This window comes from bacterium, assembly GCA_035691305.1.
Lineage (GTDB): Bacteria > Sysuimicrobiota > Sysuimicrobiia > Sysuimicrobiales > Segetimicrobiaceae > DASSJF01.
The window spans coordinates 1-26,906 of sequence record DASSJF010000074.1; the positions used below are offsets into that span (position 1 = coordinate 1).

Genomic DNA, 26,906 nt, shown 5'->3' on the forward strand with positions numbered 1-26,906 from the left:
GCCGCAATCCCGCGTATGGGCAGCCGAAAACCAAGCGCGGACGGCGGACCGTGCTCCTTCCCGTTGAAGCGATTGAAGCGATCCGCCTGGCGCTCTTGTGGAAGCATGAACGGCGCCTCAAACTTGGCCCGAAGTATCGTGATGCCGGATTGCTGTTCGTAGGCGACCGGGGCCGTCCGCTCAATCCGAGCAATCTCAGGAATCGCGACCACTTTGATCGGCTGACGCGTCTCAAACTGCCGCGCTTCCGGCTGCACGATTTGAGGCATCTTCAGGCGACGTTCCTGAACGCGCAGCATATCGACGCCCGCCACATCGCAGACCGGCTCGGACACAGCCGGGCATCGTTCACGCAGGACCGCTACATCCACGCGGACCCGGCGGCTCAAGAACAGGTCGCGGCGATTGCTAATGAATTGCTAGTGAAAACTCCGGTTCCAAGCGGCGAGGCGACGGCGCACTGAAACCGCTGAAACCCGCGCCACGCCTTGCTTTCAGGTGGTGGACCTGGAGGGAATTGAACCCTCGACCTCCTCTACGCCAAAGAGGCGCTCTCCCGCTGAGCTACAGGCCCGCGCGAACCGTACGGGACAAAGCGTATTATAACGAACCACCGCGAAGCGGTCTACGCCCGCCCCGGGTGAGCGCCGTGTGAACGGGACGCGAGTCAGAGCGGCCGTTCAGCGTAGAGGTAGACGCGCTCGGTCGTGAAGCCGAGCGCCGACCCGAACGCCTCCGCGACGACGTCCCCGGCCCAATGCGTACCGACCACCATGTGGACGCCGCGCGCGCCGAGGGCCGCTAGCGCCGTGCGCGCGAGCACGGTTCCGACCCCGCGGCGGCGGTGCGTCTCACGCACGCCGAGCCGCCACTCCCCGACGTTGTCGCGGGCGGCCGCCACCACATAGCCGACCGGGTAGCCGTCGCGGGTGGCGAGAAATGTCCGAACGTCCCGGCCGCCGAGGTGGTGCGCGAGCTCGTGGCGCTCCGCCCGACCACCGAGACACTCCTCGTCGAGCTGCGCGACGACCTCCTCATCCTGTCCGGCGAACGCCCGGCGCACGACGTAGCCCTCGGGAATCGTACCGACGTCGGGCGCCGGTTCGGCGCCCGCGGCGGCGGACGGCAGATCGAGGCTCGAGACGACGAGCGCGTCCGCGATCGTGAATTGGCCGGTGACGATGAGCCGCATGCCGAGCGGATTGCGCTCCGCCGTGCGCAGGCGCAGCCGGTCCTGCCGCGCCTCCTGGAAACGGCGGCTGAGCTCGGCGTCGACGCGGTCCACCACGGTCCGCAGCGCCTGCGCGGTCGGAGCCTGCCGCAGGGCGTCCGGCAACAGCAGCACTTCTTCCGCGAGCAAGCGGTTTTTGTCCCGGCCGAACACCAGCAGGCCGGCCGGCTCGCGGTTCAACTCCAACACCACGACGTCTTTCTCGGACTGGATCCACCAGACGTCCTTAGGGCCGAGGATGCCGTAGCGGCCGAAGCACGCGGAGTAGCCGCCGTGGTAGACACCCTCGTACAGACGCAGAATCGTCTCCGCGTCGCCGGACTCCGCGGGGCGCAGCGTCAACAGCATTTCACCGCTCGAGGATCGGCGTGTCGCCCCAGAGGCGCTCGAGGTTGTAGTATTCGCGCTCGCGGGGGTTCATCACGTGCACGACCACGTCACCGAAGTCCAGCAGCACCCACCGGCCGTCATCGCGGCCTTCCGCGCGCGGTTTCGGCACGCCGGCGTCTTTCATCGCCTCTTCGACCGCCTCGGTGATCGCCCGAATCTGCACGCGCGTGGTGCCGCTCGCGATGACGAAGTAGTCGGTGACCGGCGTGTGTTCCTGAAGGTCGAGGACGATCACGTCACCGGCCAGCTTGGACTCCGCGGCGTCCGCGGCCAGCAGCGCCTTGCCGCGTGAATCCACTAGGCGCCCCCGCCCCCCTCGGCGTCCGCCCCGGCCGGAGTCCGCGCCCTGGTGTACAGGCGGTGCTTCACGATGTAGCCTTCGACCGCTTCCGGCACAAGATACCGGATCGGACGCCCCCCGCGCACGCGGGCCCGAATATCGGTGCTGCTGATCGCCATCGCCGGGATCTCGAGTGCGTGCACGTTGTGCAGATGCGCCCGCAGCGGCGCCGGGATCGATGACCACGCCTCCGGATCGAGGTGGTAGCCCGGACGGTTGGCGGCAATGAACTGGCACAATTCGAGCAACTTCGCGGTCTCGCGCCATTCGCCGCGAAGGATTTGCCCGAGCGCATCCGCGCCGGTGATGTAGTAGAGGTCCGCGTCGGGATACTGCCGGCGCAGCTCCTGGATCGTATCGACCGTGTACGAGGGCCCGGGCCGCTCGATCTCGAGCCGCGACACGGAGAAAGCCGGATTCGTGACGGTCGCGAGAAATGTCATCAGGTAGCGATCTTCCGGCTGGGAGACATCGCGCGGATCTTTGTGGGGCGGATGGCGGTTCGGCACGAAGATCACGGCGCTCAGGCCGAACCGCCAGCGTGCTTCGTCCGCGGTTACCAAGTGACCGTAGTGGACGGGATCGAACGTGCCGCCCATGATCCCGACCCTACCCACGGCCACCCCCCGCCGCTTTACGCTTCCGTGCGCCGGTCTCGGCCGTACGGGCATCAGAGGCGAGGTTCTCGGCCACGCCGATGCCCTCCTCCGGCAAGGCGTCGCGCCGGCCGGTTTCCGGCGGAGCCGCCGCGCGCAGCAACCGCAGCATCGCCGCGACAAGCGCCGGAATGCCCTCTCCCGTCGCCGCCGAGATCGCCACCGCGGGACGGCCCTGCGCCGCCGCGGACGCGACAAAAGCATCCGCGCGCGCGCGCGCTTCGGGAAGGTCGATCTTGTTGCCGGCAACGAGCGTCGGCCGCCCGACGAGCGCCGGCGCGTATTGCGCGAGTTCACGCGTCACTGTCGCCACCGCCGCCTCCGGATCAGGGGCGCTGAGGTCCACGAGATGCACCAGCACACGCGTCCGGTCGATGTGTCGGAGGAATTCATGTCCCAGCCCCGCGCCGCGGTGCGCGCCCTCGATGAGGCCCGGGATGTCGGCAACGACGATACCGTCGGCATCGGGCAGGGGCACCACGCCCAGCATCGGCTCCGTCGTCGTAAACGGGTAGTCCGCGATCTTGGGCCGCGCCGCCGAGATGCGGGCGAGCAGCGACGACTTCCCGGCGTTCGGCAGTCCGACGAGGCCGACGTCGGCTAGGAGGCGCAGTTCGAGCCGCAGCGCGCGCTCCTGGCCGGGCTCGCCGGGCTCGGCCCGGCGCGGCGCCCGATGCGTCGGCGTCGCGAAGTGCGCGTTGCCGCGGCCGCCGCGGCCGCCGCGCGCCACGACGACCCGGTCCCCGGGCCGGACGAGGTCTGCGACGACGTCGCCGGTGGCGGCATCGACGACGATGGTCCCGGGCGGGACGGCGACTACCGCGTCCCGGCCGGCCCGGCCGCTGCGGCGCGAGCCTTCGCCGTGGGCGCCGCGCGTCGCGCGGAAGAGCCGCCGGTAGCGAAACGGCAGGAGCGTGTTCAGGTTCGGGTCGACGCGCAGGATCACGTCGCCGCCGCGGCCGCCGTCTCCGCCGGACGGACCCCCCTTCGGCACGTATTTCTCGCGCCGGAAGGCAACGACGCCGTTGCCGCCGCCGCCCGCCTTCACCTGGATCGCCGCCCGATCAATGAACATCGCCAATGACGAGGCCCCGGACGCGCTGCGTCCGGGGCCTCACGGCTCGTCTCCGCCGTTAGGCGCCGGCCGGGTAGACCGAAACCTGGCGGCCGTCGCGGCCGCGCCGCTCGAACCGCACCACGCCGCCGGCGAGCGCGAATAGCGTGTCGTCCCGGCCGATCCCCACGTTTTCCCCGGGACGGTAGCGGGTGCCGCGCTGGCGCACGAGCACGCTGCCGGCGGACACCGTCTCGCCGGCGAACCGCTTGATCCCGAGCCGCTGCGCGTTGCTGTCACGTCCGTTCCGAGAACTGCTGCCGCCTTTCTTATGCGCCACGGCGGGCACCTCCCAACTCGATCCGCTCGATCCGCACGCGACTGAGCGGCTGCCGGTGCCCGACCCTGCGGCGGTAATGCTTCTTCGGCCGAAACTTGCCGACCGTCACCTTGCGCATCCGTCCGTGCGACAGCACCTTGGCCATGACCTGCGCGCCCTCGACCACCGGCGTGCCGCACTGCACGTTGTCGGCGTCCACGACCATCAGGACTCGGCCCAACACAACCTCGGCCCCCTTGTCCGCGGACAGCCGGTCCACGTCCACGACCTGGCCCTGCTCGACGCGCATCTGCTTTCCGCCTCGATCGATGACCGCGTACATACTTAGTCCCCCATCGTAACGTTCGTAGGCACCACGAAATCCTACCATTGACAATCAAATGGTGTCAAATGACGTCGCCCCTACGACCGCTCCTCGGCGGGACGCCGGCGGCGGCCGCCCCTCCCCCGCCCGCGGCGCCGCGGCCGCGCCGGCCCGTTCGGCGACATGAGCGGCAGCGGAGCGGCTTCGATCGGGGGGGGCGACGGCTCACGTTCGGGACGCCGGCCCCGCACCCAGGCCCAAAGCCGTACGAGCACGCCGGGACGGGACGCTTCGATCGGGCGCAGCATCCGCGCGTCGACGGTCTCGTCGTCCGGCACGTTGAGCGGCTCGCCGCGCACGGGATCGAGCCAAATCGCCTCGCCCGCGCCGTCGCCCTGGGCCGCCTGCCGCGCGGCGGCTTCCGGGGTATCGGCCTGCCGGACCACCGCGCGGTCGAGATGGATGCCCGGCCGCGGCAGCACGAGGACGCGCTTGCCGGTGGCCTGTTCGAGCGCCCGCCGCCACGCCGGGTCCTCTTCGAGCAGGACCGCGACGTCGGGGTGCACCTCGGCGACGACGCAGGCCGCCCGCGCGGTCTGCGCGAGCCGCCGCAGTTCACGCCGCGCGCGCACCGCGACGCTGCGCGGCGAGAGGACCCGGCCGCGACCTTCGCAGTACGGGCACGGAATCCGCATCAGCTCCTCGAGGTCCTGGTAGACGCGCTTCCGCGTCATCTCGACGAGCCCGAGGCCGGTGAGGTCGATGATGTGGATCTTCGTCCGGTCGGCGCGGACCGCGTCGCCGAGCGCGTCGAGGACAGCCCGCCGGTGCTGCAGGGACTCCATGTCGATGAAGTCGATCAGGATGATGCCGCCAATGTCCCGCAGCCGGATCTGCCGCGCGATCTCCCGCGCCGCCTCGATGTTCGTCTTGAGGATCGTGCTCGCGAGGTCGGTCTTCCCGACGTACTTGCCGGTGTTGACGTCGATGACGGTCGCCGCCTCCGTCCGGTCGAACACGAGGTAGCCGCCGCTCTTCAGCCAGACCTTGCGGTGAAGCGCCCGCTCGATCTCGCGCTCGACGTGGTGACCCTCGAAGATCGGCGCCGGGCCCTCGTGCAGCTGCACGCGGCCGGCGAGCGCCGGACTGAAGGTACCGATCAGTTCGCGGACCCGCCGCCATTCGTCCGGCGAGTCGAGCACAAAACGCTGGACCTCGCCGGTGAAGAGATCGCGCACGACCCGGCGGATCAGGCCGAGGTCCTGATAGAGGAGCGCCGGCGCGCGGGCGTCGCGCGCGCGGCCGGCGACGCCGCCCCACAACTGCAGCAGAAAGCGGACGTCGTCGGCGAGGTCCTTCTCCGCCACGCCTTCCGCGGCGGTCCGCACGATGAGCCCCATGCCCTCGGGCCGGAGGCGGTCGGCGATCGCGCGGAGGCGTCGCCGCTCCTGCTCGTCGCCGATCTTGCGGCTGACGCCGATGCCGGGCACGGTCGGCGTAAGCACGAGGTAGTGCCCCGGCAGCGCCACGTAGGTTGTCGCCCGCGCCCCCTTGCTGCCGCGCGGCTCCTTGGTGACCTGCACGAGGATCTCCTGACCGACGCGCACCCGCTCGGCGATCGCCGCACCCCGGCCGATGTGGTCCTCGATCTCCTCGGTCGCGCCGAACGCGGTGATGCGGCGGGTGCGGATGTCAGAGAGGTGCAGGAACGCGTTGCGGTCGAGCCCGACGTCCACGAACGCGGCCTCCATGCCCGGCAGTACGCTCGCCACGCGGCCCTTGTAGATGTTGCCGGCCAGCGGCTCGCCGCGCTCGATCAGGATACCGACGACGACGCCGTCTTCGACGACGGCCACGCGCACTTCAAACGGTTCGACGTTGGCGATGATCTCTTTGGCCATTCCCGCTCCAGTGCTAGAAGAGAATCTTCTGCCGACGCATCCCGACGTTCAGCAGCAGCGCCACCGCCCAGATCATCGTCATGAGGGCGCTGCCGCCGTAGCTGATGAACGGCAGCGGAATGCCGGTGATCGGCATGATCCCGACCGTCATCCCGACGTTGACGAAGACGTGGAAGGCGACCATGGACACGATCCCCACCGCGACGAGCGCGCCGAACCGGTCGCGCGCGACCGACGCCGTGCGCACGCCGCGCACCAGCCACACGTAGAACAGCGCGAGCAGCGCCACGCAACCGATGAACCCGAGCTCCTCGCCCACGACCGAGAAGATGAAGTCGGTGTGGTGCTCCGGCACGAACTGCAGCACGTTCTGGGTGCCCGCGAACAGTCCCTTGCCCCACAGCAGACCGCTGCCGACGGCGATCTTCGACTGGATGATGCCGTACCCCGATCCGAGCGGATCGAGCGAGGGGTCGAGGAACGACAGAAGCCGCCGGCGCTGATACGCCTTCAGGATGTGCCAGGCCAGCGGCGTCACCGCCGCGCCCGCGACGCCGATGAGCGCGAGGTCGCGCCGCCGCGCCCCGCCGGCGTAGAGCATGCCGGCGAAGATCGCGCCGTAGACCATCGCGGTGCCGAGGTCGGGCTGCCGAAAAATCAGGATCATCGGGATCGCGATGTGCGCGAGGAATGGCAGCAGGTCGCGGACCGACTCGTACGGCCCCGGCCGGTCGGTGAGGTGTCGCGCGAGGGTGACGACGATCGCGAGCTTCGCGAACTCGGACGGCTGGAACTGACCGAGCGGCCCGAGCGGGATCCACCGCTGCGCGCCGAGGCTCGACCGGCCGGCGACGAGGACGGCCGCGAGCAGCACCAGGTTTACAATGTAGAGCGCGCGCGCGCCGGACGCGAACGAGCGGTAATCGACGGCGAGAATGCCCCCCGCGATCACCACGCCGACGACGAGGTGCAGCACCTGACTGCGCACGTACACCAGCGGGTGCGGCCCGTAGTGCGTCGTGCTGTACACCATCACAAGGCCGAAGAGGCAGAGCAACAGCGTCGAGCCGAGCAGATACGGATCGAGGTAGCGAACGACCCGGCGGTCGAGTCCGATGCTCACCGGCCGGTTATCTCCCGAGGATCGGCGGGCGCGGCGCCCGGCGGCGCCGGCTGACTCGGCGGTGCGGGGACCGTGCGTCCCTGCTCCTCGGCGAGCCATGCTTGGAAGACCTGCTTGACGACCGGCAGGGCGTTCTCGGCGCCGAAACCGGCGTTCTCCACCATCGCCACGACGACGAGCCGCGGCGCGTCGGCCGGCGCGTACGCGGCAAACCACGCATACGGCTTGCCGTGCGACGCTTCCGCGGTGCCCGTCTTGCCGGCCGCGGTAAAGCCGGGCATCTGAAGCGCGGTGCCGGTGCCCCGCTCCACCACCGCCGTCAACCCTTCGCGCACGATGTCGAGCGTGTGCTGGGTCACGTCGATGCGGCCCCCGGGCGGTGGCGCGATCCGGGCCACGCTGCGGCCCCCGGGCGTCCGGATTTCGGTCACGACGTGCGGCGTGACGAGCGTACCGCCGTTGGCGACCGCGGCCATCATGCGCGCGATCTGCAGCGGCGTCGTGAGCACATAGCCCTGGCCGATGCCCATGTTGAGCGTGTCCCCGCCGAACCAGTCCTGCTTCCAGGCGCGCTTCTTCCACGCCGGGTCGGGGATGACGCCGTCGCCCTCGTTCGGCAGGTCCACGCCCGTCGGCGAACCGAGGCCGTACGTCCGCGCGAACTTGGCGACGGCGTTCGGGCCGGCGCGGCGGGCCAGGTCGTAGAAGCAGGCGTCGCACGACTGGGCGATCGCGTCGATGAAGTTGACGTGGCCGAGCGCCTTCCACTCGTGGAACGTCCAGCCGCCGAGGTTGTAGTATCCCGGCGAGTAGAAGCCCGTGTCGGGCGTCACGAGCCCCATCTGCAGCGCCGCCGACGCCGTGACGACCTTGAACACGGAGCCGGGCGGGTACGCGCCTTGGATCACGCGGTCGAGCAGCGGACGCGCCGGGTCCTTGAGGAGCGCGTTCCAATCGCTCGCCTTGATGCCGCCCGAAAACACGTTCGGATCAAACGCGGGATGGCTGACCATCGCGACGATCGTTCCGTCCCGCGGATCCATCGCCACGACGATGCCCGGCCGATCGCCGAGTCCGGCCTCGGCGACCTGCTGCACGGCAAGGTCGATGCCGAGGACGACCTCGTCGCCCGGAACGGCGGGCACGGTGCCCAGCGCGCGAACCATCCGGCCCTGCGCGTCGACCTCGGCCTGTAGCTGGCCGTTCCGGCCGCGGATATAGGCGTCGTAGGTCTCTTCGATGCCTTCTTTGCCGATCAGGTCGCCCATCTCGTACCCGGCCGAATGCAGGCGTTTCAGTTCCTGATCACTGATCTCGCCGACGTACCCGAAGATTTGCGCCGCCAGCGTCTTGTAGACGTACTGGCGGACCGGCTCGACCTCGACCAGGACGCCCGGCAGGTCGATCTGGCCCTCCTCGATCGCCCCGATGATCTCTTTAGGCACATCGCGCTTGAGGCGGACCGGCTCGAACGGGCGGTCGCGTCCGGCGGCAAGGCGCGTCAGGATGTCCGCCGGGTCCATGCCGAGGATCTTGCCGACCGCCTGGGCCTCCGCACGCGGGTGGCGCACCTCGAGCGGCAGGAGCGCCACCGTGAACGCGGGGCGGTTGGCGACGAGCGTGCGGCCGCGGCGGTCGACGAGCGCGCCCCGGGGCGCCGCAAGCGGCGTCACCCGCAGCCGGTTTTCTTCAGACAGCTTGAGGTAGTAGTCGCCCTGGACGATCTGAACCTGCCAGAGGCGGACAACGAGGACGGCCAGCATCGCCGCGACAACCACAACCATCGCGGCGAGGCGGCGTTCGAAAGCGTCCCGGTCCATGATTACGCGGGGTGAGACCGCTCGTACAGCCGGACAACCGCGGTGTCCAGCCGGCGCAGTCCGTGGAAAATAGGCACGGCGATGACGCCATTATAGCACGCGCTCCCGAGCACGGCGCGCGCGGCTTCGGGCAGCGGCTGCGGCGCGACCCCGACGAGATGCGCCCCGATCAGCGTCACGGCGCCGGCGAGCACCGAGACGAGCGCCCCGCCGGCGGCCGGCAGCCACGCGCTCTCGAGCGACAGGTTGCGCTCGCCGAGTCCCGCGGCGAACCCGACGCACACCCCCGCGGCCATGCCGAGCCCGAGCGGCGACCCCGACATCACGTCGTGGAACAAGCCGATACCGGCCCCGACCACCGCCCCTTCCTCGGAGCCGTGGAGAAGCCCGACCGTCATGACGAGCGGCACGAGCGGATCCGCGATGCCGCCGAACAGCGGCAGGTACGTCAGCCACGCGGTCTGGAGGACCGTGCCGGCCGCCGCGCAGACGGCGTAGACGAGGAAGCGCATCAGCCGCCAGGCCCCCGGCGCAGCACAATGAGGACGTCCTCGAGGTGCCCGAGGTCGGACGTCGGCCGCACGACCGCGTCCTGGAACATCGTCGCGCGCGAGACGCTCACAATCCTGCCGACCGGCAGCCCTTTCGGGTAGATCGGGCCGAGTCCCGAGGTCAGGAGAAGGTCGCCCGCCCGCACGTCGGCCTCGCGCGACAGATACGTCACCTTGAGATCGGTCTGGCCCTGCCCGACCACGACGCCCGCCTCGCGGGACCGGTCCAACACCACGCTCACCGCGCTGCGGGGATCGGCAACGAGCAGCACGCGCGCCCACGAACCCGCGGTCTCGATGACGTGGCCGACGACGCCGTCGCTCGTGATCACGGGATCGTCCCGCGCGACGCCCTCGGACGCGCCGCGGTCGACGAGGACCGTGCTGAACCACTGGCTGGGGTCGCGGCCGACGATCCGCGCCGCGAGCGAGCGGTACGGCAGTTGCTGCTTGAACCCGAGGAGGGCACGCAGGCGCCCGTTCTCCTGGGCGTCGGGCCTGAGGCGTGCATTCTCTTCGCGCAGCCGCGCGACTTCGGCGGAGAGACGTTGGTTTTCGGTCCGGAGGGTACCGATTTCGGAGATGAAACCCCACGCGTCGGCAAACGCGCCGCTCACCTTGGCGAGCGCCACTGCCGGCGGCGCCAGCACGGCCTCGAGCGCGGTGCCGAGCCAGCCGATCCGCCGCCCGTCCGGGGACCGCATCTGCGCCGTGAGGATCACGAGGGCGACGATGCAGAGCAGACTCCACACGAGGAGCCGGCGGCGGGCGAGTGCGGGCGACGGAAACACGCTACATCTTCTTGCTCGTGATGAGCACCTTCTTGAGCGTTTCGATTTCCTCGAGCGCGCGGCCGGTGCCGAGGACGACGCTGCTGAGCGGATCCTCCGTCAGCATCACCGGCATGCCGGTCTCCTCGCTGAGCAGCCGGTCGAGGCCGCGCAGCAGCGAGCCGCCGCCGGCCATGATGATCCCGCGGTCCACGATGTCCGCGGCGAGCTCGGGCGGGGTGCGCTCGAGCGTCATCTTCACCGCCTCGACGATCGCCGCGATCGGCTCGGCCATCGCCTCGCGGATCTCGCTGCCGGTCATGCGCACGGTACGCGGCAGGCCCGAGACCAGGTCGCGGCCCCGCACTTCGATGGACTGCTCGTCCTTCTGCGGATATGCGGAGCCGATCTTGATCTTGATGTCCTCGGAGGTCCGCTCGCCGATCAGGAGGTTGTACGCCTTGCGCGCGTACTGGATAATCGCCTCGTCCATCTCGTCGCCGGCGATCCGGATGCTGCGCGCGGTGACGATGCCGCCGAGCGCGATGACGGCGACCTCCGTGGTTCCACCGCCGACGTCGACGACCATGCTGCCCACCGGCTCTGAGACCGGCAGGCCGGCGCCGATCGCCGCGGCCATCGGTTCTTCGATCAGATAGGCTTCGCGGGCACCCGCCTGCAGCGTCGCGTCGATCACCGCCCGCTTTTCGACCTCCGTGACGCCGCTCGGAATCCCGACGATCACGCGGGGCCGCATCAGGCTGCGGCCCCGCGACCCGCGGCGGATGAAGTACCCCAGCATCGACGCCGTCGTGTCGAAGTCCGCGATTACGCCGTCGCGCAGCGGCCGGGTGGCCACGATGTCGCCCGGCGTCCGGCCGATCATCTTCTTGGCCTCGTCGCCAACCGCCAGCACCTCTCCGCCGTCCACGCGGCGCGCGACGACCGAGGGCTCGCGCAGGACAATGCCCTCCCGCCGAACGTAGACGAGCGTATTGGCGGTACCGAGGTCGACCCCCATGTCCCGGGTGAACCGGGTCAGTAGTCCGTTGAGCACTCCCCTCACACTCCTCCCCCGTCTGGTGCCGGGGCCGGCCACGCCTTCCTTATTGTGCCCAGGTTAGGCGTCGGCAGACAGCGGCCCTTCGAAGACCACCCCGCGCTCCCGCAGGCTCACCCACCGGCCGTCGCCGATGATCATGTGGTCCAGCACCGGGATGCCCATGACCGTCGCCGCGCGACAGAGGCGGGCCGTGACCGCCAAATCGGCCCGGCTCGGCGCGGGATCCCCCGACGGGTGATTGTGGACCAAAATGACCGCGGCGGCGCCCTCCCGCACCGCCGGCTTGAACACCTCGCGCGGATGGACCGGCGAACTCGCCAATCCCCCGCGCGTCACCTCCACCGTGTCCAGCACCTCGTGCCGCGTGTTCAGCAGCAGCACGAGAAACCGCTCCGCTTCCGCGAACCTGAGACGCCCCATCACCAGGCGCGCGGCGTCGGCGGGCCCCTCGATGCGCGGCCGCTGCCGCGCGGGCAAGGTGCCGAGGCGCCGACCGAGCTCGAAGGCGGCGAGAAGGTTGAGGGCCTTCACCTCGCCGACACCGTCCACGTCCCGCAATTCCCGCACGCCCGCCGCGGCCAGCCGCGCCAGGCTGCCGTGGCGCCCGATCAGATCCGCCGCTACGTCCACGGCGCTTCGCGTCGGCGAGCCCGTCCGCAGCAGGACCGCGACGAGCTCTGCCGCGCTGAGCGCGTCCGCGCCGTGCCGCAGCAGCCGTTCCCGCGGCCGCAGCTCGTCCGGCAGATCCCTGATGCGCGCCAGGGCCGTCCTCCTGCGTCGTGCCGCGCATACACAAACGGGGCGGAGCCGGCGCCCTACCGGGCACACTCCACCCCCTCGGTGCCTTACGCCTACAGCAACCGGAACACGTATATCGCCGCGATTATACCAAGCACCGTGGCCAGGTTCAATCGAATCACGAAACCGAGCGTCAGCGTGAGCACGCGCAGGTCGAGGGTCACCGGCGGATCGACGCCGACGGCGACGGAGTGTCCGAGCGGCGCGAGGTAGGTGAACTGTCCGAGGGAGTCCGCGATCACGCTGCCGAGCATCGCGCCGGCGATGATGACCACGACCAGGATCCACCACGGTTCGCGCGACGTTCGCTTTGCCGCTCTCGCCACCCTTCACCTCGTGCGCCGGGGCCCGCCAACGAAACAGGAGCGGCGCGCCGCCGCTCCCGCCTTGCCTGTCCGCCTCGGCATCCGGCGCCCGCCGGACGCGCCGTCGCGATCGCTTAGGCCTTGGTGCCTGCGCCGCCGCCCTGGCCGGCCGGCGGGGACTTCGGCTCCTCCGGCTTCGTCGCTTCCTTGAATTCCCGCATCGCCTTGCCGACCGCGCCGCCCAGGCCCGCGAGCCGGCTCGGGCCAAACAGCAGGATGACGATCGCCAGCACAATGATCAGTTCCCAGAACTTGGGACCCATGGTGCACCTCCGGCTCGACTCTCTGAATTATACACTACAAACGCCGGGGGAGACAGACGCGTTCCCGCGTCATCGGGTCCGGACGGTCACGAACTCCACAAGGGCGGCGAGGCTGTCGTGCGCCGCGGACGGCGGCAGGCCGTCGAGGGCACGCGCCGCGCGCTGCGCACGATCGCGCGCCACGGCCAGCGCCCGCTCGATCGCGCCTGTCCTGGCGAGAATGGCCTGGACCTCGTCGAGGGACGGCGGCGCGGCCGGGGGGCGTCCGGATTCGGGCCCCGCGGACAGTCCCGCCGCGGACAGCGCCAGGGCGGCCGCCTCGGGCCGCGCGCGGCTCCCGTCGGCGTCGAGGATCTCGCGCAGGCGCCGCGCGTCCGCCGCGGACGCATCCCGCAGCGCGAAGATGATGGGCAGCGTCACCTTGCCGGTCTGAATGTCGCTCCCGATCGGCTTGCCGACGTGGTCGGCGGTCGCCGTCAGGTCGAGGGCGTCGTCCGTGATCTGGAACGCCAGGCCCCACTCGAGGCCGAAGACCGCGAGGGAGGCGGTGGCATCCGCCGGCGCCCCGGCCGTCACGGCGCCGCACCGGCAGGCGGCCTCGGTCAGCGCCGCAGTCTTGCCGTCGATGATGCCGTAGTAGATTCCCTCGTCGGTGTGCGGCGTATTGCCGTGCTTGATCTGGATAATCTCGGCTTTCGCCATGCGCACCGTCGCCGCCGCCATCGCGGCCGCGACACCCTCGGTGCGGATCCGCGCAAGGATGTGGAACGCTTTCGCGAAGAGAAAGTCGCCGAGCAGCACCGCGACCTGGTTCCCCCATACCGCGTTCACCGAGGCCTGGCCGCGCCGCAGATCCGCGGCGTCAATGACGTCGTCGTGGATGAGCGAGGCGACGTGGATCAGCTCGACGGCCCCGGCGACGCCGAGCCGGTCCGGGTCGGGCGCCGCGGAGCCGCCGGACGCCACGGCCGAGAGGCAGGCGAGCGCGGGCCGCAGCAGTTTGCCGCGACTCGCGAGCACGTGGGTCACCAGTTCGCCGACGAAAGCGTCTTCGGTGGAGAGTTCCGCGCGGAACACACGCTCCAGCGCGTCCAAGTCGCGACGCACGGGCGCATAGATCCGTTCCAGGGCCACGACCTGCGTCACGGCGGCGCCTCCAGGGCCCCGGGCCTCCGTACGGCGGCCACGAGTCTAGGCTTCGGCGACGATACCGTAGAGCGTGACGAAATAGACGAGCACAAAGAACAACAGCCAGAAGATCAAGTAGCGCCAATAGATGCTGCTCTGGGACGGAGGCGCGCCGGCGTCGCGCTGACCCGCGCGTGCGCCGCCCGCCGCGCCGGAAGCCGCTGCAGGCCGGTGCTCTGCCATCACGATTCCTCCTGAGCCTCGGGCGCCGGGGCGGCCTGCTCTGCGCCCCGGCCGGCCGGCCGCGCCTGGGGACGGGTCGGACCACCGCCGGGCGCGCGCGGCGCCGGGACCACGGGCCCGGGCAGCTGCGCGACGCGGTCGCTGAACGCCTTCACCCCGGCGACAAACTCTTTCTGATCGTGCAACCCGAAGTAGATCGCCGCAATACGGTCGGGATGGATTTTCTGCCGCTCGAACCGCCGCCGCAGCTGCACGACCCGGTCCCCGATCAGGTTGTTGCCGAGGCGGTTGAAGCAGTCGCCGAGCGGACAGCCGCAGACGAACACCCCTTCCGCGCCGTTGCGCAGCGCGAACTCCAGCCAGGCGGGCCGGATGAAGCCGGAACACGGCACCTTGATCAGTTTGACGTTCGGCGCATCCCGCATCGTCCCGTCGGCGTCCATCAACGACGACGCGTCGACGGCGAAATCGCACAGGAACCCGACGATGCGCGGGCGACCCGGCTGCCGCGCTAGCTCCGGCATGCCGCCACCACCTTCTCCTGAACGTCGCGTTCAAGCATCCGCGGCAGCTCGAGCGCCTCGAACGGGCACGCGCCGATGCAGATGCCGCACTCGACGCACCGCGATTCCAACACTACCGCGAACAGCTTCCGGGCCTGCGCCGCCTTCGTGACGCCCGGGTGCGGGCTCGGCGTCATCACGATCGCGTTGTACGGACAATCGTAGTAGCACAACTCGCAGCCCGTGCAATTCGCGTCGACCACCTGCGCGATCCCGGAGTCGCGGATGCCGAGCGCCGAGGGCGTCTCCGGCAGCTGGTACGGAATGTACAGGCCGTACACCACGATAACGACGGCCAGCGCCACCAGGACGACCGGCGACAGCACCTTGAGGCCCACGTACGGCAGCAGGAAGAGCCAGTCCACGGCGAGCGCCTGCGGCACGGCATCCGGGCGCGCGGCCGGCTGGCTCGCCGCCGGCAGCAGGCCGGTCAAAAGAAAGACCAGGCCGAGCGAGAACAGCGTCCAGACCGCCGGCGGCCACACCTTCGGGTGCCGGATGCGCACGTAGTGCCACCACAGCAGGATGTACAGGAGGACCGCGAGCCCGACGTGCAGATAGAGCATGCGCGGGAGCAGCAGGTTGGAGATGCCGGCGCTCCCCTGCCACTCGTTCTGCAGCCACCCGCCGACCCACGGCACCGCGCCCAGCGTGCGCCCGGTCAGCGCGACGATCAGCTGGCTGCGCTCGTCCCACACCAGCACGTAACCGGTCACGCCGAGGAACCCGGTGAACAGCAACAGCATCATGCCGCTGATCCACGGCTCGTCGCGCGAGAAGCGGAACCGGTCTGTGAACCAGTTGCGGAAGAAGTGCAGCAGCACCGCGATCATGAAGCCGTCGGCGGCGTACCGATGGACGCCGCGGATGATCTGGCCGTACGGAACCTGGTTCGTGATGAACTGCACCGAGATGTACGCGTCGTTGAAGGACGGGATGTAGTACAGGAACAGGAAGATGCCGGACAGCACCAGGATCGTCAGGAACAGGTTGGACAGGCCCCCGGTATAGTACAGTGGATTGAAGTCCTCGGGGTAGACGCGGTTGATCGCCACGTCCAGCCGGAGCGTCCAATCCAGGAGACGGGCGAGCGCCCGGCTATACACCCGTGAATCCTCCCTTTCTCAGAAATAGGAGAATGAACGAGTACGCCAGCAGGATCACACCGACGGCGACGCCGCCGACGAGCCGCTGCCCCGCGAGCTCGCCCCAGGCGATCGCCACGACCGCGGCCAAGCTCACGAGCGAGAGGATCAGGATCCAGCCGCCGTAGCGCGACTCGCGCTCGGTCATCGGGCCGCGCCCTTTTTCATCGCGATCACCCACTCGTACACGCCGACATGGTGGCGGATCCGGCCGGCCGCCCGGTCCACCTCGTACAGCAGAAACCCGAGCCAGCCCATCACCGCGAGGAGGCCGAGTCCGAGCACGAGCGCCGCGGAGGCGTGGTCGAGCGTCGGCGCCGCGCGCCAGTCGCGCCACGCCGCGAGGAACTGGCTCAACGCGAGCGTCGCGACGATCAAGAGCGCCCAAAACGTCAGCTTGCGCCTGGACATGCTCAGGACGCGGCCGCCGGGCGGCCGGCGGGCACCGGGCGGCGGGCTGCGGCGGCCTGCGCCTTACGGCGCCGGTGCACCATTTCCCAGATAAAGGCAAACGACAGCACAACGATCGTCACCGCCAGAATGATCGGCGGGTCCCGGCTGATGACCGCGATGTTAAGCATGATCAGCGTCGTGAACCCGATGAAGAGCGCGAGCGCGTACGCGCCGACGACGAAGAAGAACGGACGCTCGAGCGGCCGCGTCTCCTTGGTCCGGTCGAGGAACGGCACGATCATGCCGTAGCCGATCAGCAGGCCCGGCGCGATGCCGGCCCAGAGCGGCGGCATGTACTTCACGAGCTGGTACAGCGCGAGGAAGTACCAGTCCGAGAGGATCGGCAGCGGAGTCCGGTTCGGGTTGGCCCACCGTCCCATCGCCGTGAGCTGATCGAAGCTCACGTACGTCAGGAACGCGAGTATCAGACCGATCGTGAAGAACGAGAGATTGAGGCGCCGCCGGCGCGTCCGGTAGAAGAAGATCTCCGCCAGAATCGCGAAGACGATCGAGATTCCGTAGTGGATTGCGTAGAACCGGGTCAGCGTCGGCTGCCCGAGCGCCGGACCGCCGAGAAAGATGTAGGCGATCGCGTGCCCGATGCCGGTCTGCCCGACACCGGGAATCTCGTCGTAGTACGTGGGCACGGTCAGGACCGTCTTGGCCGCCCAAAACGCCCGCTGGTTCCAGATCAGCGCGTAGCCGGTGATGCCCGAGATCATCGCGAGCACCAGCGACGCGAAAAGGATCATCCACGACAGTTCGCCCGGCTTCTTGTACTCGCCGGCAAAGTACATGCGGTAGATGCGGATCGTGATCGAAATGACCAGCATGTCCGCGCCGTATTTGTGGAAGCCGCGCACGAGCCAGCCGAACGGGATGTCTTCCGTCAGGTGCATGATCGAGCGGTAGGCGCCGGTGGTCGTCGGAATGTACCAGACCATCAGGATGATGCCGGAAACGATGACGATCATCCAGGTCAGCCAGACGAGCCCGCCGACGATGTACAGCGGGTTGTCCTGCTGCGCCGTCTTGGTTTCGTCGAACAGGTCGAGATGCTGCTTGCGGTCGTGCAGCCACTCCTTGAGGTTGGCCAGCATCGCCTCCACGCGCTAGGCCTCCACGCGGCCGGGCTGCGGGCACTGCGCGATCCCGCCCGTCTCCGCGCCCGTGACGGTGATGTCCTGGCCCTTGATTTCGAACTTGAAGTAGCGGGCGCCGCGCGGCGCGGGCCCCGAGATCACGTTGCCTGGATCGTTCGGATACAGCGGGTCGTAGATGCTGAGGTGGCACGGGCACGCCATCAGCGAGTGCTTCTCCCAGCTCGGCGGCACAAAGCCGCCGTACCCGGCCGTGACTTCGTGCCAGTCCGGAATAAAGTTGAAGATGCAGCCGAGGTGTGGACAGATCCGCTGAAACAGCACGACGTCGGTCTCGCCGTCGTACCCGACGTATCCCGAGGCGTTGACGAACTTGACCTTCTGGGGCAGCTTGAGCGCCACGCCGGCGATGTTGGCCTTCTTGGCCCCGTCCACGTCGTACTGAGGGTACGACTGGATGTACGTGAAGTAGAAGTAGTCCCACGGCTTCTGGAGCGACGCCGTGGAGCCGACGATCTGCGCGCCGCCGGACGGCGTGTCGCGCTTCGTCAGGTCGATCTGGAACGGACCAACGTTGGGCTTCAGGAACCGCAGCAGCGGCGACAGGATCGCCAGAATGCCCCCGACGATCGGGATCGCCGTGAGCGTCTTCAGCAACCGCCGCCGATCGAACTTCATCGCCTCACTCGCCTCCTAGTGCCCCCAGCGTCATCATACTGCGCCGCTGTCCCGTTCCGCGAGGTCGGGGTCACTTGATGGGCGGATGCTTGTAGAAGAACGTGTAGACGTAGTCCACCAGCCCGTCGAGCTGTTGCTTGGTCAGCTTGCCACGGAACGACGGCATCAGCCCGTGACCGTCGAGGATCGCGTTACTCAGCTCGCTCGGGTTGCGCTGCACCATCTGGTTCGGATCGGTGAAGATGCCGGGGCCCTCGTGCCGCGCCCACGACCACAGCTGCCCGGCCATCTCCGCGCCGCGGGGGCCCCGGCCGTCGCCGTTCACACCGTGGCACGCCGCGCACTGCTGGTCGTAGAGCTGCTTTGCCGCGCTGAGCTCCTCGGGGCTCGTGCGAAACATCATCTCGTACGCGTTCGCGTCCCAGCGCTCGGCGTTCGTCAGGTCCTGGGCCTTGTTCGCGCCGAACGACGCCGCCGGCCCGAACGCGGGCATCGCGGTGTGGGGCCGCCCGCCGGTGACCGTCTCGTACATGATCGCCGGGCTGACGACCGCCTCGAGGTCACGGTTGTGGAAGTTGACCGGCTTGCTCGGCAGCGGCGGCCGGTGCAGTTCGAGATGAAACACGCCGAGCAAGGCCGTCAGCACGTCCTTGTCCGGGGCGGTCAGCGTTGCCGCCATCGGCCCGTTGCCGTCGCCTTTGGGACCGTGGCAGACGGCGCAGTTGGCATCAAACACCTTCTTGCCTTCGATCGCGTCGGGGACGATAGGCCGTTCGTTCTCATCCGTGACGAGCGGGATCTCGACGTATTGGGTTGGGGGCAGGCTCAGGCCGACCGTGGCGCCGGTCATCCCGACCCGGCCCTGGCAACCGGCGGCGACCAACGCGGCCGCAAGCACGGCCAACGCCGCGGGTGCACGCCGTCCCCAAAACCCGGTGGACATGCGGATTCGCGCTCCTCCATGCCCTGCATGAACGCACGGCCGCTTGTGGCGAAATGTGCGCGGGGAATTTTCTTTCCACGCGGTCGCGCGGCTCCCCTTCCCGGGTCTGCGTCGGTTCAGGAGGCGCTCGAGGCCGGGACGCGCGTCTTCGCCGCCGACCGCCGCAGAGCGACGCCGAGCCCCGCCGCCAGCGCGGCCGCCAGCGCCGCGGCGACCGCTCCGGGCCACCGGTCCTCGCCGGCCGGTAGGCCGGAGAAACGGACCAACACGGCCTGCCCGGCCCCGACCGAACCGCCCGACCAGTGGACGTACCGCCGTCCCGATGTCGTGACCGGGTCTGCGGGACGGAGTCCGTCCGCTGCGACGCGAATGTCGGTGTCCGACACTAGAATCTCGACGCGCGCCGCGCCGAAGGGCAGCGTCCACGCGAGCGCCGCGTCACCGCTCCGCGGACGTTCCTGGTAGGCATAGGTGACTTGGGCCGTGCCGGGGAGGATCGCGCGCGTGTCGGTGATCCGGCCGTCCTCCGTGTGCGGGTCGCGCCAGCCGTCGAGCGGCTGCACCGCACCGGCTCCGGCCGGCAGCGGGAACGCCAGCGGGTCCGCGGGGGTGGCCACGACCGTGCGGTCGGTGGGGTTCCGCACCTGCTCCACCGTCGTCACGCGCAGCGCCCCGGGTACGACGTCCACCACGGCGAAAAGGAGCGCGCCGCGCAGCGCGCGGCGGTCCGCGCCCGCTTCGTAGACGGTCAACGGCAGGTCGCGCGCCGGGGCGTCCGCGGTGAGCACGATGCGCTGCGCCCCTTCGTATGTGGCGCCCTGGTAGTCGGTGGTCAGGAGGAAGATCTTTAGGCCGCCGACCGGCAGGCCCGAGAAAACGTAGGCGCCGTCCGCGCCGGTCCGCGTCTGCCGCTCGGACGACGCTCCGCGCTCGACGATCTCCAGGCGCACGAGTTGCCCCGCGACGGGATGCGCGGGCGCCGTCCGGTCGATGACCCGCCCGCGGATGACGCCGCTCGCGTCGCCGGGCCCCGGCCCCGCCGGCGGCGCGGCCGGGGCCCGGCCGGGAACGCCCGCGGCCGCGATGACCGCGGCGGCAAGGACCGCGACCAACGTCACCGCGCGCCCATCGCGTCCAGGCGCCGTAGCGCGTCGATCGCCACGGCCTCTTGCCGAGCCCGCAGCGACTCGTAGTCCGCGTCGCTCATCTTGCCGGTGGCGTGGTCAAGCGTGAGGTCACGGAGCGTCCGCAGGGCCGCCTCGCGCTCCCGCAGAAGCCGCGGACGCTCGTCGAACACGACGCCGTCCCCGGCGCCCTCCCTGCGGCGCCAGAGCGGCGCGAGCACGTACCACGCTGCCACGGCGGCGAGCGCGACCGCGATCGCCGCGGTCACCGTCCGGCGGTCCCGACGAGGCGCGCCGGCACCGTCACCACCGCCGGCCCCGGACGCGCCTCCGGCAGCATCGCGATGATCGCGCCGACGCTGAGGACAAGGCCGCCGGCCCACATCCACATCACGAGCGGGTTGACGAGCAGCCGCAGCGTCGCCCGCCCGTCCGCCGCCCAACCGACGAGCGTGATGTACAGGTCGTCCCGCGGCGTGCTGCGCAGGGCCACCTCGCTCGTCGAGTCGCGGCCGTTGAGATACAAGTTGCGCGCGGCGGTGAGCGGGCCGAGGTCCCGCGCCCCGTCGAAGACGCGGAGCCGCGCGCCGACGACGAGCGCGCCGTGCGCGGTCGCCTGTCCGAGGCCCTCGTAGCGCACCCGGTACGGTCCGACCGCCGCGCTCTCACCCGGTGCGAGCGTCGCCACGCGCTGCGTCGCGAAGACGGACGAACCCGTCACGCCGCAGAGCAGGAGCAGCATCCCGAAGTGCACGATGTAGCCGCCGTAGCGCCGGCGGTTGCGCGCGATGAGCGCCACGAACGCCCGCGGCGCCGCCTCGCCGCGCAGCGACTGCCGGACGCGCATCCCGCGGGCGAATTCGAGGACAATCGTGCCCGCCACAAAGCCGGCGAGCGCGAAGACGAGAACCGGCCCGGACGCCCGCATGCCCGCGCCGAGCAGCACCCCGGCGACGGCCACGCCCGCGGCGCCCGGCGCCAGGAAGTTGCGGCGTAGGTGCTCCGCCGAGGAGCGGCGCCAGGCGAGCAGCGGTCCTACGCCCATCAGCACCAGGAGGCCCGCGGCAAGCGGCGGGACGACGTGGTCGAAGAACGGCGGGCCGACGTTGATGCGCCGGCCCGTCAGTACTTCGGAGATGACGGGAAAGACCGTGCCGAGGAACACCGCCAGCGCAATCGCGAGAAACAGCACGTTGTTGAGGACGAACGCACTCTCCCGCGACAGCGCCGCGTCGAGCTCGTACCGGCCGCGCAGGGCGTCCCACCGCCACGCCGCGACGGCAAACGCCGCGATCAGGGTCCCGGCGAGAAACACGAGGAACAGCGTGCCGAGCGACGACTGCGTGAACGAGTGCACGCTGCTCAGCACGCCGCTGCGGGTGAGGAACGTGCCGAAGATCGACAGGCCGAACGCGAGGATCACGAGCACGACGTTCCAGCGGCTCAGCATCTCGCGGCGTTCCTGAATCATCACCGAGTGAATGAAGGCGGTCGCGACAAGCCACGGCATCAAGGCGGCGTTCTCCACCGGGTCCCACGCCCAGTACCCGCCCCATCCGAGCACGACGTACGACCATTTCGCGCCGAACCACAACCCCATGCTGAGGCAGTACCATGCCCAGACCATCCAGCGCCGAGCCAGCAGCACGCCGCCGTCGGCGGCGTGCCCGGACCCGAGGGCCGCCATGACGATCGCAAACGGCACCGTCAGACCGACGTAGCCGAGATACAACGTCGGGGGATGGATCGCCATCCAGGGATTGAGCAGCAGAGGGTTCATGCCTGCTCCGTCGGCCGGCGGGAACGGCACGGTCGTGAACGGCGACGCGACCGCGGTCAGCATCACGAGAAAGAAGGCTGCCACGCCGCCGAGCACCACGACCATCCCGGGAACCAGCGCAGGCTGCGTGCGACCGACCGCCCGGAGGGCCAGCAGCGAGTAGCCGGCCAGCACGAGGGCCCACAGCAGCAGCGAGCCTTCCATACCCCCCCAGAAGGCCGTCAGATCGTAGATGAACGGCTGTGCGTCATTGACGTGCGCGGCGACGTACTGGAAGGTGTAGTCGCGGGTCGCGAGCGCGTACCAGAGTACAATCGCGGCCGCGCCGAGCATCGCCGCGGACCCGCCGAGGGCCCGGACCGCGCTCGCGACGAACTCCGCGCGGCGGGCGCGCGCGCCGACCGTCGCTCCGGCGATGGCGTACAAGGTCAGAGCGAGCGCGCCGAGGAGAGCGAACCGGCCGAGGCTAGCCACGCCTCACCGCGGGGATTTGGGATCCGCCGGGTTGTACTTCGTCGGGCACTTCGCCAGCAGCGTGGTCGCGTCGAAGGCACCGTCCCGCGCGATGCCGCCCTCCACCACCACCTGCCGACCTTCGGCGAAGATGTCGGGCACGACGCCCGTGTAGCGCACCGGCAGCGTGGACGCGCCGTCGGTGATTACGAACGACAGGTGCCGGTGCGCGTCGTCCCAGCGTACGGTGCCCGCCGCGACCGTCCCGCCGAGGCGCACCCGCGGCGGAAGCGACGACGCCCGCTGCCGCAGCTCGCCGACCGTCACCCAGTAGGTCGCCCCCTGTTGGATGCCGCCGTAGACGAGATAGGCCAGCGACAGCACGATGAGCACCGTGCCGCCGGCGAAGACGAGCGTGCGGCGTCCCGCGCCGCGCGGTCGGGCGGCGGCGCTCACGCCGCGCCTCCGCCGAGCCGCTTCACCTCGTCCTCGAGGGCGCGCGCACGGCGAATCAACGCGCGCACGTAGACGAAGAGCGCGGCCCAGACCACCGCGAACGACCAGAAGAGATACGTCATGCCGTCCGCGCCCGGTCGTCCGCAAGCGCCTCGACCTGCGCCTCCATCACGCCGAGGCCGATCCGAAGCCGCACCAGCAGGACGTACACGACGCTCCACGCGACGAGGCCGACGAGCAGCGCCCACGCCATCTGCGGCGCCAGACCGACGCTGTGGGAGGTGAAGATCACGGGCGAGAGCGCCCGGAGGTACCGGGCTGAGAACCACACCAGCGGCACGTCGACGAACCCGACGATCGCGAAGACCGCGGCGATCCGGCGCTGGCGGTCGTCGTCGCCGGCGGCGGCCCGGAGCAGCAAATACCCCGCGTAGATGAACCACAGAATCAGGTACGTGACGAGCTGCGGATCCCAGGTCCACCAGGTGTTCCACACGGGCCGCGCCCACAGCGAGCCGGTGATGATGACGAGGCTCGCGAACAGCACGCCGATCTCCGCGGCCGCGGCGCTCGCGACGTCCCAGCCCCGCCGGGCGGTTCGCAGATACTGCACGGCCGCCCACGCGGAATGGCCGAAGGCGACGAACCCGACCCACGCCAGCGGCAGGTGCACGTAGAAGATGCGCTGGACATCGCCCATGATGCTCTCGCGCGGCGCGTAGATGAACGCCCCGTAGAGGGCGGCGAGCATCAGGCCCCCCATCGCCCACACGAGCCACCCGTCCGGTGTTCGACGCACGTCATTCATGATAACAAAGCCCGCGAAGCCCTTTCAACAAACGCGGGCGCGGCCGCTCAGAACGTATCGTTCGGCCGCGACCGGTACAGCCGTCCAAGGGAGGCGCGCGTCATCTCCGGAGCCCGTGCGGGAGCCGGAATCGCGATGCTCTCGATCCACGCCGGCGCGCGGGTCACGACCATCGCCATTCACGCCGGCTCCCTTCCCGGCTGTGGCGGCATCGGCCGCCGGCGCAGCGCCATGACCAACGCGGAGATAAGGACGACCGCGAAGAGGCCGGCGACCACTTCCGGCCACCGCCCTTCCGGCGCGGGGAGACCGTCGAGGCGCACCGCGAACGCCTCGCCCGGACCGATCGGCCCCGCGGACCACCGCCGGTAGGGCCGGCCGCGCTCGGTCACCACGTCGCCGCCGCGCAGGCGCACTCCCGAGACCCGAATGCCGTGCTCCGGTGCGAGCAGCTCGACGTCGGCCGCTCCGTACGGCATCGTCCAGCGGAGCGCCGCCGTGGCCGCACTAGGCTGGAAGACGAACGCATACGCCATTTCCCCGGTCGTGAAGAGCGCGGGCACGGCATCGGTAATGACCCCGTTCGCCTCCCGCGGACTGCGCCATCCGCCGACGAACTCGACCGGCTGCGCTTGCACGGGATGCGGCGAAATCTCCGGCAGGGGCAGCGCCAAGCGGTCCTGCTTGGTGCCGAGGACCACGTGATCGGACACCGTCGCCAGCCGCTGAATCACACTTACTCGAAGCGAACGTTCGGCCGGCTCGATGACTATCAGGGCGGTCTGACCCGACAACGGCAGCGGCGCTCCCGCGGCCTCGGAGACCGTGGGGACCGGATTCGCCCCGGCCGGCGGCGGCTCCAGAACGACAGCCGAGCCGGCGGCCACAGTAAGAAGGAGAGCCGTCCAGGCTCCCCTCCCCGACCGCCGCCGGCACCGCCAGATTGGAGCCGGCAAGATCACGGCGCCACCACCACCGCGAGCCGAAAGACCGGCAGCGCGTATCCGAGCGCGAGGCCAGGACCGTCGTCGAGGACCGTGAGATGCGGCACCTGATAGGTGAGCACCGTGCGGTCCTTCCCTTCGTAGATCATCGGATACAGGTCGATCAGGTGCACGCCCGGTCCGCCGGTTGCGGTCAGGTAGACCGCGACGTCTCCGCGGCTGTTGAAGCCGCAGGCGTATCCTTCGTACCCGTTGTCGTAGGTCACCGCGACCCCGTTGTCGAGTTCGGTCCACCCAATCCCCTTGATCTCGACCTTGAACCGCTCGCCCGGTTTGACCCGCGCGGGCGCAACGGCAACCAGGCTACGCTGGACGAAGTACGGCGCCGACGCGAGGACCTTGCCGTGCTGCACAAGCTGCAGCATGTGCCATCCGCCCAAGTCGTCCGGGACGGTGAGTTGTCGCGCGAGCGAGCCGTCGGGCTTGGCCGCGGCGGCGACGAGCCTGTTGGTCACGACGGGCGACATTCCGGTCATGCGGTTGCCTGCGCCCATCGTGGCCCACACGATGTCCGCGGTGCTGCCGCCCGGCAGTCCCGTCGCCGCGACGGCGAAAGTCGAGAGCACCGGACCCGCGGCGGGGGTGACGGCAAGCGAGACGCCCTGTGCCGGCTCCGATGTCGCCACCATGGCGCGGGCGGCGTCTTGCGAGAGCCTGGCCACGCGCGCGGGATCCGGCCATTCCAGGCGGTTCGGGGGCACGGCCCCGCCGGCTGTGACGGTAAACGTCCACGTCCGGTCGATGCAGAGATGAAGGATCGTGCACCCGGCGCCCTGCTGCGGGTTGAGGTACGGCGTTCCGGCGGAGGCCACGTCGAACTGCACGGCGTGAGGGCCGGGAGCGCCCGCGGCGCGGAAGCGCGCGCGCGCCACCCCGCGCGTGGTCACCGCGGAAACGAAGCCGAGGTAGCGGTTATCGTACCGGATCGCGGAGGTGTTCCACGGCGCGGGGGCCATCCCGTGGACGACGACCTCGATCGGCGTTCCGACCGGCCCGCTCGTGGGTGTCATCGCCGCGCCGAACTCAACGTGGAAATCGGCCTGGGCGACCTGGCGGCCGTCGAGGACCGCCGCGACCTGATGCGGTCCCCAGAGGTCCTCCGGCGCGGTAAACGCCACGGCGATGCGGCCCTGGGAATCCGCGACGGCGCGGCCGAGCAGCGTCGGGGCGGGCTGATACTCGACGCCCGACCAGGTCACCATGCCCTTGTCGGCCTTGGTTTTGTACTTGCCGTCTTCCGACAGCCAGCCGACCGCCATTTGCGCCCCCGGCGTGAAGCCGGTGCCGGCCAGCCGGACTTGTGCGCCCGGCAGCCCGTGCGCAGGCGAAAGCGTAATCGACGGCCCGCCGGCCGCCTGAACGTCCGGCATTCCGGGTCCTACGACGAGGGCGGTCAGCACCACGGCGACCGCCCAGCGATGCCCGCGCATTGTCCGTCCTCCTTACTTAGCGGTAATCGCGGCTGCTCCCGAAGGCGTCACGCTCGGCGCCGTGGCCGTCGCGGACACGACGAGCGCATCCCACTGGCCGGAGATGGCGTGTCCGGGGACGCCGCAGACGAACTCGTACGTCCCGGCCTTGCTCGCCTCGAACGTGAAGGTCTGCGTCTGGCCCTTCGCGAGTCCGGACGAGAAGTTGCCGCTCATCGCGCCGGCGAAAGCCGGGCTGGACGGCGGCGTGACCTGCGTGTGGCCGCCGGATGCCGCCACCGCGACACTGTGGTTGGTCGCGTCCGCGTTCTCAAAATGCACGACGATCTCCCAGCCGGCCGGAACGGTGACCGTCATCCCGCCGCGCTGGTAGCCGTTGAAGGCGAATCCCCCGCTCGCCGTCTTGTTGGCCACGATCGTGACCTCGGCGGTATGCGCCGCCGCGTGCAGCAGCGGCGTTCCAAGCGCCATCGCCCCGGCCGCCACCAGCGCCGCAACAACGAAGATCCGCCGCGTCCCCGCCTGCCGCTGTTTCACGTCCTCACCTCGACACAGATTCGGCGTTTGGTCCCAAACAACCGTAGAGTATCATAAGCGCGTGAATCCACGGATAGCATCGGATGGGATAC

General features: G+C 70.0%; 35 protein-coding genes and 1 tRNA gene. 1 reads left to right on the plus strand and 35 read right to left on the minus strand.

The window, feature by feature from the left end:
• The coding region (locus VFL28_13885; GenBank protein ID HET7265751.1) for a tyrosine-type recombinase/integrase at positions 1-464 on the plus strand (464 nt) is incomplete at its 5' end.
• 35 nt (positions 465-499) lie between these two features.
• On the opposite strand, the gene VFL28_13890 is transcribed toward VFL28_13885, so the two are convergent.
• The 35 genes from VFL28_13890 to VFL28_14060 form a co-directional block, all read right to left on the minus strand.
• Positions 500-574: transfer RNA gene (locus VFL28_13890), tRNA-Ala, on the minus strand.
• A gap of 93 nt (positions 575-667) precedes the next feature.
• Positions 668-1,579, minus strand: a complete 912-nt coding sequence (locus VFL28_13895; GenBank protein ID HET7265752.1) for a GNAT family N-acetyltransferase — start codon at positions 1,577-1,579, stop codon at positions 668-670.
• 1 nt (position 1,580) lies between these two features.
• Positions 1,581-1,919: a ribosome silencing factor gene (rsfS, locus tag VFL28_13900; protein ID HET7265753.1), complete on the minus strand. Its 339-nt coding sequence runs from the start codon at positions 1,917-1,919 to the stop codon at positions 1,581-1,583.
• A complete protein-coding gene (gene nadD / locus VFL28_13905) occupies positions 1,919-2,560 on the minus strand; it encodes a nicotinate-nucleotide adenylyltransferase (protein HET7265754.1) in 642 nt (213 codons plus the stop codon). The genes rsfS and nadD overlap by 1 nt, the downstream gene beginning before the upstream one ends.
• Before the next feature lie 10 nt (positions 2,561-2,570).
• Positions 2,571-3,692, minus strand: a complete 1,122-nt coding sequence (obgE, locus tag VFL28_13910) for a GTPase ObgE (protein ID HET7265755.1) — start codon at positions 3,690-3,692, stop codon at positions 2,571-2,573.
• 58 nt (positions 3,693-3,750) lie between these two features.
• On the minus strand, positions 3,751-4,011 hold the full coding sequence (rpmA, locus tag VFL28_13915; protein ID HET7265756.1) for a 50S ribosomal protein L27: 261 nt from the start codon (positions 4,009-4,011) through the stop codon (positions 3,751-3,753).
• Positions 4,001-4,333, minus strand: a complete 333-nt coding sequence (gene rplU / locus VFL28_13920) for a 50S ribosomal protein L21 (protein ID HET7265757.1) — start codon at positions 4,331-4,333, stop codon at positions 4,001-4,003. The genes rpmA and rplU overlap by 11 nt, the downstream gene beginning before the upstream one ends.
• Positions 4,334-4,413: 80 nt before the next feature.
• A complete protein-coding gene (locus tag VFL28_13925; protein HET7265758.1) occupies positions 4,414-6,216 on the minus strand; it encodes an Rne/Rng family ribonuclease in 1,803 nt (600 codons plus the stop codon).
• 13 nt (positions 6,217-6,229) lie between these two features.
• Positions 6,230-7,339, minus strand: a complete 1,110-nt coding sequence (gene rodA, locus VFL28_13930; GenBank protein HET7265759.1) for a rod shape-determining protein RodA — start codon at positions 7,337-7,339, stop codon at positions 6,230-6,232.
• On the minus strand, positions 7,336-9,159 hold the full coding sequence (gene mrdA, locus VFL28_13935; protein ID HET7265760.1) for a penicillin-binding protein 2: 1,824 nt from the start codon (positions 9,157-9,159) through the stop codon (positions 7,336-7,338). The genes rodA and mrdA overlap by 4 nt, the downstream gene beginning before the upstream one ends.
• A 2-nt stretch (positions 9,160-9,161) precedes the next feature.
• Complete coding sequence (gene mreD / locus VFL28_13940; GenBank protein HET7265761.1) at positions 9,162-9,671, minus strand: rod shape-determining protein MreD; 510 nt, start codon at positions 9,669-9,671, stop codon at positions 9,162-9,164.
• Positions 9,671-10,501 (minus strand): rod shape-determining protein MreC, encoded by an 831-nt coding sequence (gene mreC, locus VFL28_13945; protein HET7265762.1) that lies wholly within the window; start codon positions 10,499-10,501, stop codon positions 9,671-9,673. Before mreC ends, mreD begins: the two co-directional genes overlap by 1 nt.
• Before the next feature lies 1 nt (position 10,502).
• On the minus strand, positions 10,503-11,537 hold the full coding sequence (locus VFL28_13950; protein HET7265763.1) for a rod shape-determining protein: 1,035 nt from the start codon (positions 11,535-11,537) through the stop codon (positions 10,503-10,505).
• 63 nt (positions 11,538-11,600) lie between these two features.
• Complete coding sequence (gene radC, locus VFL28_13955) at positions 11,601-12,371, minus strand: DNA repair protein RadC (protein HET7265764.1); 771 nt, start codon at positions 12,369-12,371, stop codon at positions 11,601-11,603.
• Between the two features lie 23 nt (positions 12,372-12,394).
• Positions 12,395-12,667 carry a DUF4321 domain-containing protein gene (locus VFL28_13960; protein ID HET7265765.1) on the minus strand — a complete coding sequence of 91 codons (273 nt, stop codon included), beginning with the start codon at positions 12,665-12,667 and terminating at the stop codon, positions 12,395-12,397.
• Positions 12,668-12,780: 113 nt separating this feature from the next.
• Positions 12,781-12,969, minus strand: a complete 189-nt coding sequence (locus VFL28_13965) for a twin-arginine translocase TatA/TatE family subunit (GenBank protein HET7265766.1) — start codon at positions 12,967-12,969, stop codon at positions 12,781-12,783.
• Between the two features lie 69 nt (positions 12,970-13,038).
• Positions 13,039-14,115, minus strand: coding sequence for a polyprenyl synthetase family protein (locus VFL28_13970; protein HET7265767.1), 1,077 nt, complete (start codon positions 14,113-14,115; stop codon positions 13,039-13,041).
• A 45-nt stretch (positions 14,116-14,160) separates the two neighbouring features.
• Complete coding sequence (locus VFL28_13975) at positions 14,161-14,340, minus strand: hypothetical protein (GenBank protein ID HET7265768.1); 180 nt, start codon at positions 14,338-14,340, stop codon at positions 14,161-14,163.
• Positions 14,340-14,864 carry a hydrogenase iron-sulfur subunit gene (locus VFL28_13980; protein HET7265769.1) on the minus strand — a complete coding sequence of 175 codons (525 nt, stop codon included), beginning with the start codon at positions 14,862-14,864 and terminating at the stop codon, positions 14,340-14,342. The genes VFL28_13975 and VFL28_13980 overlap by 1 nt, the downstream gene beginning before the upstream one ends.
• Positions 14,852-16,009, minus strand: a complete 1,158-nt coding sequence (locus VFL28_13985) for a cytochrome b N-terminal domain-containing protein (GenBank protein HET7265770.1) — start codon at positions 16,007-16,009, stop codon at positions 14,852-14,854. Before VFL28_13985 ends, VFL28_13980 begins: the two co-directional genes overlap by 13 nt.
• The gene (locus VFL28_13990; GenBank protein HET7265771.1) at positions 16,002-16,196 is read right to left on the minus strand and encodes a hypothetical protein; all 195 of its coding nucleotides are present in this window, start codon (positions 16,194-16,196) and stop codon (positions 16,002-16,004) included. The genes VFL28_13985 and VFL28_13990 overlap by 8 nt, the downstream gene beginning before the upstream one ends.
• A complete protein-coding gene (locus VFL28_13995; protein ID HET7265772.1) occupies positions 16,193-16,459 on the minus strand; it encodes a hypothetical protein in 267 nt (88 codons plus the stop codon). Before VFL28_13995 ends, VFL28_13990 begins: the two co-directional genes overlap by 4 nt.
• A 2-nt stretch (positions 16,460-16,461) precedes the next feature.
• Positions 16,462-17,601 carry a cytochrome b N-terminal domain-containing protein gene (locus VFL28_14000; GenBank protein ID HET7265773.1) on the minus strand — a complete coding sequence of 380 codons (1,140 nt, stop codon included), beginning with the start codon at positions 17,599-17,601 and terminating at the stop codon, positions 16,462-16,464.
• 12 nt (positions 17,602-17,613) lie between these two features.
• A complete protein-coding gene (locus tag VFL28_14005) occupies positions 17,614-18,279 on the minus strand; it encodes a hypothetical protein (protein HET7265774.1) in 666 nt (221 codons plus the stop codon).
• A gap of 70 nt (positions 18,280-18,349) precedes the next feature.
• A complete protein-coding gene (locus VFL28_14010; GenBank protein ID HET7265775.1) occupies positions 18,350-19,222 on the minus strand; it encodes a c-type cytochrome in 873 nt (290 codons plus the stop codon).
• A 116-nt stretch (positions 19,223-19,338) separates the two neighbouring features.
• Complete coding sequence (locus tag VFL28_14015) at positions 19,339-20,340, minus strand: carboxypeptidase-like regulatory domain-containing protein (protein HET7265776.1); 1,002 nt, start codon at positions 20,338-20,340, stop codon at positions 19,339-19,341.
• Positions 20,337-20,615, minus strand: a complete 279-nt coding sequence (locus VFL28_14020; GenBank protein ID HET7265777.1) for a hypothetical protein — start codon at positions 20,613-20,615, stop codon at positions 20,337-20,339. The genes VFL28_14015 and VFL28_14020 overlap by 4 nt, the downstream gene beginning before the upstream one ends.
• The gene (locus tag VFL28_14025; GenBank protein ID HET7265778.1) at positions 20,612-22,600 is read right to left on the minus strand and encodes a heme lyase CcmF/NrfE family subunit; all 1,989 of its coding nucleotides are present in this window, start codon (positions 22,598-22,600) and stop codon (positions 20,612-20,614) included. Before VFL28_14025 ends, VFL28_14020 begins: the two co-directional genes overlap by 4 nt.
• Positions 22,601-22,603: 3 nt before the next feature.
• Positions 22,604-23,035, minus strand: a complete 432-nt coding sequence (locus VFL28_14030; protein ID HET7265779.1) for a cytochrome c maturation protein CcmE — start codon at positions 23,033-23,035, stop codon at positions 22,604-22,606.
• The gene (locus VFL28_14035; GenBank protein HET7265780.1) at positions 23,032-23,157 is read right to left on the minus strand and encodes a CcmD family protein; all 126 of its coding nucleotides are present in this window, start codon (positions 23,155-23,157) and stop codon (positions 23,032-23,034) included. The genes VFL28_14030 and VFL28_14035 overlap by 4 nt, the downstream gene beginning before the upstream one ends.
• Positions 23,154-23,843 carry a cytochrome c biogenesis protein CcsA gene (gene ccsA, locus VFL28_14040; GenBank protein HET7265781.1) on the minus strand — a complete coding sequence of 230 codons (690 nt, stop codon included), beginning with the start codon at positions 23,841-23,843 and terminating at the stop codon, positions 23,154-23,156. The genes VFL28_14035 and ccsA overlap by 4 nt, the downstream gene beginning before the upstream one ends.
• A 47-nt stretch (positions 23,844-23,890) precedes the next feature.
• Positions 23,891-24,022, minus strand: coding sequence for a hypothetical protein (locus VFL28_14045; protein HET7265782.1), 132 nt, complete (start codon positions 24,020-24,022; stop codon positions 23,891-23,893).
• Complete coding sequence (locus VFL28_14050) at positions 24,023-24,577, minus strand: hypothetical protein (protein HET7265783.1); 555 nt, start codon at positions 24,575-24,577, stop codon at positions 24,023-24,025.
• Positions 24,578-24,801: 224 nt separating this feature from the next.
• Positions 24,802-26,277 carry a hypothetical protein gene (locus tag VFL28_14055; GenBank protein ID HET7265784.1) on the minus strand — a complete coding sequence of 492 codons (1,476 nt, stop codon included), beginning with the start codon at positions 26,275-26,277 and terminating at the stop codon, positions 24,802-24,804.
• Between the two features lie 12 nt (positions 26,278-26,289).
• Positions 26,290-26,814 (minus strand): sulfocyanin-like copper-binding protein, encoded by a 525-nt coding sequence (locus tag VFL28_14060; protein HET7265785.1) that lies wholly within the window; start codon positions 26,812-26,814, stop codon positions 26,290-26,292.
• Between the last annotated feature and the right edge of the window lie 92 nt (positions 26,815-26,906).